Origin of the sequence: Catonella morbi ATCC 51271 (genome assembly GCF_000160035.2) — a bacterium.
GTDB classification, from domain to species: Bacteria; Bacillota; Clostridia; order Lachnospirales; family Lachnospiraceae; genus Catonella; species Catonella morbi.
The window spans coordinates 114,166-127,172 of the sequence record NZ_KI535367.1; the positions used below are offsets into that span (position 1 = coordinate 114,166).

11 protein-coding genes are annotated in these 13,007 nt (G+C 35.9%); 9 read left to right on the forward strand and 2 right to left on the reverse strand.

Annotated features, from left to right (window positions below):
- Positions 1-45: 45 nt before the first annotated feature.
- From GCWU000282_RS15765 to GCWU000282_RS04215, 9 genes are all read left to right on the forward strand, one after another.
- Positions 46-762: a thioredoxin family protein gene (locus tag GCWU000282_RS15765; protein WP_023353763.1), complete on the forward strand. Its 717-nt coding sequence runs from the start codon at positions 46-48 to the stop codon at positions 760-762.
- Positions 763-896: 134 nt separating this feature from the next.
- A complete protein-coding gene (gene uvrA, locus GCWU000282_RS04180; protein WP_023353764.1) occupies positions 897-3,779 on the forward strand; it encodes an excinuclease ABC subunit UvrA in 2,883 nt (960 codons plus the stop codon).
- Between the two features lie 3 nt (positions 3,780-3,782).
- The gene (locus tag GCWU000282_RS04185) at positions 3,783-4,151 is read left to right on the forward strand and encodes a CidA/LrgA family protein (protein WP_035039520.1); all 369 of its coding nucleotides are present in this window, start codon (positions 3,783-3,785) and stop codon (positions 4,149-4,151) included.
- Positions 4,129-4,821 carry an LrgB family protein gene (locus GCWU000282_RS04190; protein WP_023353766.1) on the forward strand — a complete coding sequence of 231 codons (693 nt, stop codon included), beginning with the start codon at positions 4,129-4,131 and terminating at the stop codon, positions 4,819-4,821. Before GCWU000282_RS04185 ends, GCWU000282_RS04190 begins: the two co-directional genes overlap by 23 nt.
- 225 nt (positions 4,822-5,046) lie before the next feature.
- Positions 5,047-6,309, forward strand: coding sequence for a glycine/sarcosine/betaine reductase component B subunit (locus GCWU000282_RS04195; protein ID WP_035039522.1), 1,263 nt, complete (start codon positions 5,047-5,049; stop codon positions 6,307-6,309).
- Between the two features lie 3 nt (positions 6,310-6,312).
- Positions 6,313-7,362 carry a glycine/betaine/sarcosine/D-proline family reductase selenoprotein B gene (locus GCWU000282_RS04200; protein ID WP_023353769.1) on the forward strand — a complete coding sequence of 350 codons (1,050 nt, stop codon included), beginning with the start codon at positions 6,313-6,315 and terminating at the stop codon, positions 7,360-7,362.
- A gap of 24 nt (positions 7,363-7,386) precedes the next feature.
- Complete coding sequence (locus tag GCWU000282_RS04205) at positions 7,387-7,629, forward strand: selenoprotein B, glycine/betaine/sarcosine/D-proline reductase domain protein (protein WP_023353770.1); 243 nt, start codon at positions 7,387-7,389, stop codon at positions 7,627-7,629.
- A 25-nt stretch (positions 7,630-7,654) separates the two neighbouring features.
- Complete coding sequence (locus tag GCWU000282_RS04210) at positions 7,655-8,254, forward strand: DsbA family oxidoreductase (RefSeq protein WP_023353771.1); 600 nt, start codon at positions 7,655-7,657, stop codon at positions 8,252-8,254.
- A 52-nt stretch (positions 8,255-8,306) separates the two neighbouring features.
- Positions 8,307-10,025 (forward strand): L-lactate permease, encoded by a 1,719-nt coding sequence (locus GCWU000282_RS04215; RefSeq protein ID WP_023353772.1) that lies wholly within the window; start codon positions 8,307-8,309, stop codon positions 10,023-10,025.
- 569 nt (positions 10,026-10,594) lie between these two features.
- On the opposite strand, the gene GCWU000282_RS15770 is transcribed toward GCWU000282_RS04215, so the two are convergent.
- Together GCWU000282_RS15770 and GCWU000282_RS04225 are read right to left on the reverse strand one after the other, a co-directional pair.
- Positions 10,595-11,266 (reverse strand): FadR/GntR family transcriptional regulator, encoded by a 672-nt coding sequence (locus GCWU000282_RS15770; protein WP_023353774.1) that lies wholly within the window; start codon positions 11,264-11,266, stop codon positions 10,595-10,597.
- Between the two features lie 30 nt (positions 11,267-11,296).
- Complete coding sequence (locus GCWU000282_RS04225; RefSeq protein WP_023353775.1) at positions 11,297-12,853, reverse strand: PucR family transcriptional regulator; 1,557 nt, start codon at positions 12,851-12,853, stop codon at positions 11,297-11,299.
- Between the last annotated feature and the right edge of the window lie 154 nt (positions 12,854-13,007).

Sequence of the window (13,007 nt, forward strand, 5' to 3'; positions counted from 1 at the left end):
GCTTGTGAAAAAAGGTTATTGGAAATATGAATAAAGGAGTGTTGTATGCCAAACAAAAAAATTAAATTTCTGGCGGCTGTATTCTGTATAGCCAGCCTGTTGTTCATGGTAAAGACGGAGATCTTTGCGGCAACCGGCAAGAATTCGGAGAAGATAGAAATTTCCAAGTCTAAAGTCAGCTTAAAAGAGGGTGAGGAAATTACTGTTAACAATGATGAAAATGCCGATATAACTGTTGAAGTAACTTCTTCAAGTAAAAACAAGGGTTTTACGGTAAGTACCAAGGATAGCAAAAAAGTTAAAATAAAAAAGACTAACCTGGGCTTTAGTATTACAGCACTAAAAAGTGGGGAAGCAAGAATTAAAGTTATGCTTTCTGCAAATAAAAAAATCAGTAAAACCATAAAGCTTAGCATCAGTGGAAAGAAAAAAGCAGCTTTTGGAGAGGTTGTAAAAGTTACCGGTAAAAATTTTAATAAAGAAGTGTTGAAAGCTAAGGGTAAGGTAATAGTTGATTACAGTGCGAAGTGGTGCGGCTATTGCCGGCTTTTAGAACCTATATACAAGGAAGCTGCCAAGGTAAGACCGCTGTATAAATTCACCGTGGTTGATGCTGATGAAGAGGAAGAACTGGTAGAAGGTCAGGGTATTGGAGGCTTTCCTACCCTGCATCTTTATGAAAACGGTAAGTTTATCAAAGAGGGTGGCTATATGCAGGATATGACAGTATGGGATTTGATAGACTGGATAGAGAGCAAGTAAGAAAATATAGTGAATATTGCATAATAAATGAAGAATATCATCTAAACATTTGTTCGAATTATGCTTGAAAAATTAATTTCTTTCTGTTATGATAAACAGAGATTATAACTGATTTACATCATAAGAGGAAGAATATGCCAGCAAAGAAAACTATAGAAAATTCAAAAAATTTTATAAGGATAAGAGGGGCGAGAGAGCACAACCTCAAAGGAATATGCATAGATATACCGAGGGATAAATTTGTAGTAATGACAGGACTTTCAGGTTCAGGAAAGTCCTCTCTTGCTTTTGACACTATTTATGCAGAAGGACAGAGGCGCTACATGGAGTCCCTCTCTTCTTATGCCCGTCAGTTCTTAGGGCAGATGGAAAAACCAAAGGTAGAGAGTATAGAAGGACTGTCTCCCGCTATTTCCATTGATCAGAAATCTACAAATAGGAATCCCCGTTCCACAGTAGGTACGGTTACGGAAATTTATGATTACTTAAGGCTTCTTTATGCAAGAGCCGGAGTACCGCATTGTCCAAGCTGTGGTAAAGAGATACATAAGCAGACTGTTGACCAGATGACAGATGAGATAATGAAGCTGCCGGAGGGGGCTAAAATTCAGCTTTTGGCTCCTGTGGTAAGGGGCAGGAAAGGTGAGCATGTCAAGGTATTTGAAAGTGCTAAAAAGGCGGGTTTTGTCAGGGTAATGGTGGATGGAGAGCTTTATCAGCTTTCAGATGAGATTAAGCTTGAGAAAACCAAAAAGCATAATATAGAAATAGTTGTAGACCGTCTTGTTGTAAAGGCCGGGATTGAGAGACGTATGTCAGACTCTATTGAGCAGATAATGAAACTTTCTGAAGGATTATTAATAGTAGAAGTAAATGGAAAAGAGAGGCTCAGCTTTTCTTCAAGTTTTTCATGTCCGGCCTGCAATATAAGTCTTGAAGAACTCGAGCCGAGAACATTTTCGTTTAACAATCCTTTCGGAGCCTGCCCTGAGTGTTCGGGTCTTGGCTATAAGATGGAATTTGATCCTGAGCTTATGATACCGGATAAGAGCTTAAGCCTGTCGGAGGGCTGTATAGTGGTAATGGGCTGGCAGTCATCCAACCAAAAGGGAAGCTTTACCAATTCAACCTTGGTGGCACTTGCAAAAGCTTATAACTTTGACCTTAAAACTCCTTTTGAAAAGCTTTCTAAGGAAGCTCAAGATGTAATCCTCTATGGTACAGGAGGTAAGGTTGTAAAGGTGCATTACAAAGGTCAGCGCGGTGAAGGTGTATACGATGTGCCTTTTGAGGGGCTTATCAAAAATGTAGAAAGAAGATACAGAGAGACTTTTTCGGAATCAACTAAGCAGGAGTACGAAGGTTTCATGAGAACAACTCCATGTAAGGCCTGTGGCGGTAAACGTCTTAAACCTACCGCCCTTGCTGTAACAGTGGGAGATAAAAATATATCCGATGTTACAGAACTTTCTATCTTAGAAGTTAAAAACTATTTTGAAAATGTAGAGCTCACTTCTACGCAGAGAAAAATAGGAGATATGATACTGAGGGAGATAACAGCAAGATTATCATTTTTAAATGATGTGGGGCTTGATTATCTTACCCTGTCACGTGCAACCGGTACACTCTCAGGCGGAGAGGCACAGCGAATCAGACTTGCAACCCAGATTGGTTCAGGACTTGTAGGAGTTGCGTATATCTTAGATGAGCCTAGTATCGGACTTCATCAAAGAGATAATGATAAGCTACTGGTTTCCCTGAAAAATCTCAGAGATATAGGCAATACATTGATTGTGGTTGAACATGATGAAGATACTATGCTTGCGGCTGATTTCATAGTGGATATCGGTCCGGGAGCAGGTGAGCATGGCGGTGAGATTATAGCAACCGGAACAGCAAAGGAGATAATGAAATGTAAAGAATCTCTGACCGGAGCCTATCTTTCGGGTAGGCTTCAGGTTCCGATTCCGAGTGTGCGCAGAGAACCGACCGGATTCCTTGAAGTAAAGGGTGCAAGGGAGAATAACCTTAAAAACATAGATGTGAAATTTCCGCTCGGTATTATGACTGTAGTTACCGGAGTTTCAGGTTCCGGTAAGAGCAGCCTTGTAAATGAAATTTTATATAAATCACTTGCAAAGAAGTTAAACAGGGCAAGAATAATAGCAGGTAAACATGATGAAATACTGGGTGCGGAGAATCTGGACAAGATAATAGACATAGACCAGTCTCCTATCGGAAGAACACCCCGTTCAAATCCTGCTACTTACACAGGTGTATTTGACCTTATCCGCGATCTTTTTGCGGCTACTCAGGACGCCAAGGCGAAGGGGTACAGCAAGGGAAGATTCAGCTTCAATGTAAAGGGCGGACGTTGTGAAGCCTGCTCAGGTGACGGTATAGTTAAGATAGAAATGAACTTCCTCCCTGATGTATATGTGCCTTGTGAGGTTTGTGAGGGTAAACGTTACAATCGTGAAACCTTGGAAGTAAGGTATAAAGGTAAGTCTATTTATGATGTGCTTAATATGACGGTGGACGAGTCACTTGCTTTCTTTGAACACATCCCTTCTATCAGAAGAAAGATAGAAACCCTCAGTGAGGTGGGACTTGGTTATATCCGTTTAGGACAGCCTTCGACCGAACTTTCGGGAGGAGAAGCACAGCGAATCAAGCTTGCGACCGAACTTAGCAAACGCAGCACAGGAAAGACTATCTATGTGCTGGATGAGCCTACAACCGGTCTTCATTTTGCTGATGTACACAAACTCATCAATATCTTGCGCAAATTATCCGAAGGCGGTAACACTGTAATTGTAATTGAGCATAATCTGGATGTGATTAAAACAGCAGATTATATTATAGATATAGGCCCTGAAGGCGGTGCAAGAGGGGGAACGGTTATTGCAGAGGGTACTCCGGAGGAAGTAGCGAAGAACAAGAAATCTTATACAGGAGAATATATAAAGAGAATGTTAGACAGAGAAAAAGAATGGGTAGAGAAAAGAGGTAGATAAGAGGTGAAATACTTTAGACAGTTTGGAATTATTATGTTAGTTACCTGTATAGGAGAGGGAATTAAGTACTTTTTAGACTTTCCGATTCCGGCAAGTGTATATGGACTTTGCCTGATGATGTTCTGCCTTATGACAAAGATAGTTAAACTTGAAGCGGTTGAAGATGCAGCGGTGTTTTTAATAGAGATAATGCCGGTTATGTTCATACCGGCAGGAGTAGGGCTTCTTACTTCAGTCAACGAACTTAAAGAAATGCTGATGCCTGTACTTGTAATTACACCTGTTTCTACTGTTGTAGTAATGGCGGTATCGGGAAAAGTTACACAGAAATTACTCGGAAGGAAGAAAAATGAACGGATTAATACAAAATAGTACAACATTCGGAATAGTTGTAAGTGTAATAGGTTATGAGATAGGATTGATTTTAAGAAAGAAATTTAATCTTGCTATATTAAATCCGCTTTTAATATCAATTGTATTTGTTATCATTGGTATTTCGGTAGTTCATATAGATTATAAAGCATATAACCATAGTGCGCAGTATCTAAGCTATCTCTTGACACCTGCTACAGTTAGTCTTGCTATTCCGTTATATAAGAATTTAATGATATTAAAAAAGAATGCGGTAGCACTTATGACAGGAATTTTGTCAGGAATAATTGCAAATATGGTATGTATATTATCTCTTGCAGTTATTTTTAATTTAACACACAAAGAATATATTACTTTGCTTCCCAAGTCAATTACTACAGTCATTGGAATGGGAGTTTCAGAGGAGTTTGGCGGTATAGTGGCAATTACGGTTGCAGTTATAATTATAACAGGAATTTTGGGAAATATAATATCAATTACAGTTTTTAAAATATTTAAGATAGTAGACCCGATTGCCAAAGGGATTGCGCTTGGAACAACATCTCATGCGGTTGGGACGGCAAAAGCTATGGAAATGGGAGAGGTTGAAGGAAGTGTAAGCAGTCTGGCAATGATTGTATGTGGAATACTGACACTGATTATGGTTTCAGTATTTGCCAATTTTATCTAGTAAAGTTAAAACAATAATTTTAGATTATAGTAAGTAGAAGATGAATAATATCTTTTTACTTACTTTTTTTATGGGAATTTTTCTTATGAAATTTGTACATATTTTAAAAATGTATGATAATTGTTCAAATCAAATTTATGTATATTTAAAAAATATTTATTTTAATTGATAATAAAATGTAGGAGAGGAAGTATTTTAAATCAGTTAAAAAGGAGGATGGATGATATGAGCAAGAGGTTACAGATTGACTATATCAATGTAAGTAAAGTTCAGTTTGGATGTAAAACTGAACTTAAAGATGGAGTTTTATCAATAAATAAAACTGAACTGCTGGAAATGGCAAAAAGTGAACTTTTTGGCAGTTTTGATATTAAAATTGCAGCACCGGGAGACGATTGTAGAATTTTAGCAATTCATGATTGTATGCAGCCAAGATGCAAAGCTGAGGCGCCGGAAACTTCTTATCCGGGTATATGGGGCAAGCTTGCCCCTATGGGAGATGGAAGGACTGTAGCATTAAAAGGTGTGGTTATTTCGGATATCTATTATGCTAAATGCAATATAAAATATTATCTTGATATGGGGGGGGAGTGTGCAAAATATAGTAATTTCTCACGTCATTATCATATTTGTATAGATGCAACACCTAATGAAGGAGTATCTGACTTAAGCTATGCTAAAGCATTAAAGAATGCTTCTTTAACAATAAATGTATTTTTGGCAAAGTTAGCTATTCCGCTAAAGCCTGATAAAACAGAGATATTTGAAAGAAAACCTGTAGATCCTGCTAAAAAGCTTCCAAAGGTGGCTTATCTTGTAACTCATATGGCATCACATGATACATGGAATTTCTTATACTATGGGCAGAGTGCATTGAACTTTCTACCATTTGTAGTGCAACCGACTGAAATTTTAGACGGTGCGATGATCTGGAGGTATTGGGAACCGAATTATTTTTTACAGAATGAAGTATATATAAAGGAATTGATGAAAAGACATGGCAAAGACCTGGAATTTGTGGGAGTAGTATTCTCAAATAATGTAATGAAGATTGATGACAAAGATACTCATGGAATGATTGCTGCAAATATAGCAAAAGAGACTCTTGGAGCAGATTGTGTAATGATAAACAAATCAGGAATGGGACATTGCCAGCTTGATTCAACATTAATGTTTAACTGGTGTGAGAAACTGGGAATGCCGGCAGTTCTTAATTTTTCAGCAGTATCAAATGATGAACCGGGAGATATGTTAGTAGTTGCAGATCCAAAGGTTGATGCAATTATCAATAGTGGAAGAAACTGGACTCTGCATCATCCGAGAGTATCTACTTTGATAGGTGAGAAGGCTAATGTACCTTGTCTTTTGAATCTTGATCCTTGGGGACCGTTTGATCATGAAACTAATTTCTGCTATCAGGGAATATGGTCACAGCTGGGTGATAATTATGTTTCTACTGATGTAGATATACCAAGAAAGGAGGCATAAAACATGAAGAAAAAAAGAGTGATTCATTATATCAATCAGTTTTACGCCGGATTAGGCGGGGAAGAGACTGCCAGTATAGGATTATTAACTAAGGATGAACCTGTTGGACCGGGTCTTATGCTTAGTAAGTTGCTTGGAGATGAGTATGAGGTTGTAAAAACTATAATTTGTGGAGATAATACCATAGCTGAAAAGCAGGGAGAGATAATTCCGGAGATATTAAAAATTGTAGAAGATGAGAAGGCTGATTTGTTTGTAGCAGGTCCGGGATTTAACGCAGGCCGTTATGGTCTTGGATGTGGACTTACTGTTTCTGCTGTGATTGAAAAACTTCATATTCCTGCAGTAACAGCTCTTTATGCTGAAAATCCCGGCACAGATTTATATAAAAATCGAGGATATATCCTACAAACAGATAACAATGCAAGAGATATGAAAAATGCTATTACTAAAATTGTTAATTTTGCAAAGAAGTTAGTAAATGGTGAACAGATAAAGGATGGTCAGACAGAGGGATATCATGGTTCCGGTCCTGCAATTCAAATAGATTATTCTATTCCGTCAGCGAAAAGAGGAATTAATATGCTGTTAGATAAAATAAATGGACGGCAGTTTAGAACGGAAGTTCTTATGCCTAATCATGAACAGATACCGGTTCCTGAGCTGACAAAACCTTTGTCAGAGTGCAAGATAGCAGTTGTTACAGATGGAGGTCTTGTACCGAAAGGCAATCCGGATAATCAGGTTCCTACTAATTCCAAAGCATATAAGAAATACTCTTATAAAGGCATGGAAACATTATTACCCGAAGATTGGGAAGTCAGCCATCAGGGGTATAACAATGAATTTGTGCTTAAAGATCCAAACAGACTTGTTCCTGTTGATGCACTCAATAAACTGGTGGATGATGGATTGATTGGAGAGCTTGCAGATTCATTTTATTCTACTGCAGGGGTTATGACTCCTATGGAAAAATGTAAAGAGTTTGGAGAAGGAATAGCAAAGAATCTTATTGAAGATGGGGTTGATGCAGTAATTGAAACAAGCACGTGAGGGACTTCTTCTCGTGGAGGTTCCATGATAACAAAAGAAATACAACGTGCAGGTATACCGGTAGTTCAGGTTACAAATCTTACTAAAATAGCAGAGGGTATAGGCTCTAACAGAATTCTGAGAGGAAACAGTGTTTTGCATGTATTTGGTGATCCTACCCTGCCACCGGCAGCAGAAAAAGCCTTTCGCGAAGGGAAAGTAAGGGAGGCACTTGAACTGCTTACAGAAAAACCGGAAGAAGGACAAAGAGCAATTATTAAAGAATAAATCGGATGTTAAAGGTGAAGATGAGATGAAGATAAAGATTATAATGTTTACAGATTTTATATGTGAATGGTGCTATCTTGGAAAACGTATTTTGGATACACTTAAAGATAAATATGAGTTCGAAATGGAATATAAATTCATCGAAATTCATCCGGATACTCCACAAGAAGGTATGCCGTTCACATATCATCTTCATTTTCCAAAACGCTTTTTTGATATGATAAATAAACTCGGTGAGCCATATAATATACAGATTGCTTATAAAGATATTTTTGCAAATACAAGAAATTCACTATTGCTTGCCGAGTATGCAAGTAATATAGGGAAAATAGATACTTATATGAAGTTGGTATGGGATAAATATATGTTGGAAGGAGTAAATATCAGCAGAGAAGATGTGTTGCAAGATATTGTTATGGGAATAGGGATTAACCCTAAGAGTGTATCAAAAGTACTTTCAAGTTATCAATACTTAGAAAAACTGGAGGTTAATCACAGACTTTATAACCAATTTGACTGTAATGGAGTTCCTTCTTTTATAGTAAATGAAGAATATAGGCTTACAGGTGCACAGTCAGCACAAACGTGGACTGATTTATTCGAAAAAATTCAAAATAATACATAGGATGTAGATATAATTAAAATGATACTATGGTGATATTAGGAAGGATGTTAATATGTTTGCAATTATCGCGTCAATACCAATATTACTTACAGTAATATTTATGGTAGTTTTTAACTGGACGGCAAAGCGTTCCTTGACTTTGTCGTGGCTTGCTGCGGCAATTGTAGCAGGCACTTTTTGGAAAATGGGATTGTTAGAAATTATAGCAAGAACACTTTCAGGTTTCTTGGGGGCATTTGAAACAATAAGCATTATTTTTGGTGCTATTATACTGATGAATGTATTAAAACAATCAGGAGCCATGTATTCTATAAATCGCATGTTTTCAGGAATAACTGAAGATGCAAGAATACAGGCTATATTAGTAGGGTTTATATTTGCAGGTTTTATTGAAGGATCTGCAGGATTTGGTACACCGGCTGCATTAGCAGCACCTATACTTATAAGCCTTGGTTTTCCTTCACTTGCGGCAGCGGCAGTATGCCTTATTTATAATTCAACCCCGGTAAATCCGGGACCGGTAGGAGTTCCTCTAATAACAGCGGCTTCAGTAGTTTCAGATGCGGTAACTAACCTTGGAGGTGACAGTTCTAAATTTGCACATTTATTAACTGTATGGACTTGTATACCACATATGATAGGTGGCGTATTTATAATTATGACAGGTGTATTTGTGTTGACTAAAGTATTTGGTAAAAATCATTCATTTAAAGATGCAGTACCGGCAATTCCTTTTTGTCTGTTAACAGCAGTTGTACTCGGACTATTATATATACCGCTCTCGATATTCGGAACAACAGAACTGGTGTCAATGCTATCTTTTATTATTTCGCTGCCTATTTTGATATTTTGTGCAAAAAAAGGTATACTTATGCCAAAGGAAACTTGGAACTTTGCAGGTTATGAGAAATGGGAAGATAAATCAACACATTCTTCATCAGTTATCTCATCAGTTAAAGAAAAAGAAATGAAACCTATGCTTGCATGGCTTCCTTACATTATAATTGGTTTGCTTTTGGTGATGACAAGGCTCAATTTAGCAGGGCTTAAGACTTTATTTACTAATGACCCCTGCATTATACATGTTGAGAATATTCTTGGTTTTAAGGACATTAACTGGGATTTTAAGATACTTTACAATCCCGGGTTTTTCCCGTTTTTACCGGTTGCATTGCTTACAATACTAATGCATAAAATGACAAAAGAAGAAGCAAAGCTTGCAATAACAGATTCATTCAAGCAGATAAAGGGAGCAGCTATAGCCCTTTTCTTTGGGGTAGCAATGGTAAATATTTACCGTTATACCTCTAATGCAAATATAGGAATAAGCATGGATATTACAAGGGCGGCGACAGAATATACTTTTAAGAATAGTAGTATGCTCTATGCTATGGCAAGAGCACTTGCAGATCTTTTTAAGAATACATATTTTTTGATAGCTCCGCTAATTGGTGTACTTGGAGCATTTATGTCGGGCTCCTGTACTGTTTCTAATACTCTGTTTGCTTCACTGCAGTTTGAAACAGCTACTTTGGTAGGCTTATCACAAGTATTTATAGTGGCTTTACAAAGCATGGGAGGAGCTATCGGTAATATGATTTGCGTTAACAATATTGTTTCCGTCTGTGCAACTACAGGTACAAATGGAAATGAAGGTAAGATTATTCGTACTAATATAGGACCTTGCTTAATGTACGCCTGTATTGTAGCAATTATAGTGGGTGTGCTGTTGGGAATAGGAGTGAATCCGATGCCGGAACTACTGAAGTAATATTACAGTTAAAGGTAAACTATTCACAATATTAATAAGTTTGGCTTTGGAATAAATAAAAAAGGCTGATTATATCAAGTTTTGCATTCTTGATGTAATCAGCCTTATACTATGATAATAAAGGAATCAATATGCTCTATATAATTTGCAAAACATACCACCCATCTGAATAAAATTTTTTTGTTGTTTTGTATTTTCCTTTGTTTTATTTTTTAAAGAACTAAGCTGCACTTTAGCACCTATTATCATAAACAAAATACAAATTATATAGAATATTAAACAATTCATAATACTCATCATAATGAGCCCCCTTTTTCCATAGAAAATAATCATATATAATACGTTTTAAATTGGTACTACCTCTTGTTGATTTTAATATATAACTTTGCTTTGATTTTGTCAAGACTAATTGCATAAATTAATATAACTATTTTGTGCTGAATTTCAAAACATTATAATTCTAACCTATATATAATATATAGAGTAAGATAAATTGAACAATATAACAATAAAATAAAAGAAGTGGTAGTACCACTTAAGGTTAAAACTATTATAGATACAAATTATTATTACCAAACATTTTTTTCGATAATAGAATAATGCTCCTCTATTGCTCGTATTCCTTCAACCTTATTTTCTTCAGCGAGGCTTTTGTATATACGAAGATGGGCTTCATGAAGATGTTGCATTCCTAGGTTATCCATATCAGAAAGGACATCCCGCACCCAGTCAAGATAAACCTTTGATATACTACCCATAACTATATCAAGTATCTGATTTTCAGCCATTGAGACTAACAGACGGTGGAACTTAGTATCTCTTTTTATTTGCTCTTCTAAAGGCTGACTTAAAAAATCTTTCAGAATAACACTTAACTTTTCAATATATACAGTTTTATTCTTATTTTCAAAAGCAAGTTCATATACTGATAATTCTATGCTTTTTCTGAAAGAAATTATTTCTTTCATACTTATGGATCTAAGTAAAATCATTGATTCAAATGATCTTTGCATATTTTCTGAGATTGAGCCTGATATATAATTTCCGGAGCCATGGAGACTTTTAATAATGCCCATATCTTCAAGCGAACGTAGTCCCTCTCTGACAGAGTTACGGCTTAGTTCTAAAATGTTTGTCAATTGTCTCTCTGAAGGAAGTTCACTTCCGATTTTGAGGTTACCGCTTTGTATAAGTTCAAGTACATAGTTTATAACTTTTTCAAAACCACGGGTTGTTGACATAGCTTATTTTCCTCCGATAAGTTATATAAATTAGCTGAAAATATCAGGATTCTTAGTAGCTAAAATATTAAATGATAATAAAAGATTATTCATCTGTATGGGATTTTCATAATCTAATGCGAATGTAGTGGCAATGCGCTCTAACCTGTAAAACATAGTGTTCCTATGTGTATGAAGAATATTAGCGACGGTTGTACCGTTCTTAAAATTTTTCAGATAGAGCAGCAAAGTATACGCATATTTTGTTCTGTTCATTTTGTCATATTGAACAATATCTTTTGCAACAGGTATACAAAAAAAATCTACATCTTCATCTGAAAGTCGTGTATAAAAAAAGTGCTGTTCACGGTAGGCATCGTAATCAAACCAGATTCCGTTTACATCTAGGATCGAACTGAGTTTTCTGGCGGCAATACATTGTTCATAAGCCTTTTTAAGGAAGATTATACTCGCAAATTCTGTGGATAATGCACATTTATAGAATCCTTTTTCTTTGATGTATTTATACAAGGACGACCGACTTTTATAAAGATTTTCCCTGCCATAAAGAAATACAAGAATTTCAGTCCCTGCAAGTATTACAGGGCGATGTGTTGACTCCCTTAACTCATGTACGGTGGTTAACATTTCCTGATAACTTACAATACCGTCTGTATATATCAGTAGAAGATAATTTTCAGGTTGCATAAGAAAATTAAGTTCCTTGGCTCTTGTAAAAAGTCTGTATTGATCGCTTTCTTTTCCTAAAATAACTTCTTCAACAAGGCTTCTTGGGGTGTCCTGTCTAAGGTTGTGATACTGCGATATCATAAAATACTGGAAAAATGATGAAGTAAAGTATACTACAGCCTTATCAGAATTTTTAAAGCTTTTACCATTTTCTAAAACTTCTAAAATATATGAGTTGGTCTGGCTCCCGTCCAAACCTGTTATAAGCCTGGCAGGAATTCCGTCTTTTTCATAAAGTACAGGATATTCCATTGCAAGAAGCATATCGGGAAGATCCTGATTTAGATAATTCTGTACAGTGGAGCAATCATTACTTGATTTTTGCATGAGTAAATATTCCCATACAATGTCAGTTATATCTTCATCAGATCCGCTATGTGCAATAAGATTATGCTTATTGTCAAATATGGCAATTGGATGTTCTATGTATTCTGAAACTAAGTTCAGATAGCGGCTTAGGCGATTTTCTTTTTCCAATTCCCATAAAAGAGAAGTACTGATAGATTTAAACTTGTCTATTGCCTGAAAAAAGCCCTGAATATACTTAGTTAAAAGAAAAGTATCCAAATCTGAATTGATAAGAATGACATTTGAACAAATGTCTTTATAATTTTTTACATCAGTTATTAATGGAGTGAGAACCAAAAAATTTGAGTTTTCTTTAAGTATTTCCATTTCATTTTCATTTGTAATCGTAAGTATATACAGTATTTCAGGGTTGAATTTCTTTATATCGTTACTGGAAAATTCAAAATCTGTAAGTTTTAATTTGGTGGCTTTTTCAGATTCAATAAGGATAGGAAGAAACTGAGAAAGGTGTAATGTTAACTTTTGCATTGACGTATTTACAATATCCATGTTTTACCTCCGTTGTATACACAATAATGGTTGAACATTTGTACAAATTAGACATATTTTTTTTGATTTTTATCCATTGTCTTTATTTTTAAAAAATGTTTTAATAGAAATATCAAATAAATTATGCAAATTATATAAAAATTTGCAATTATTT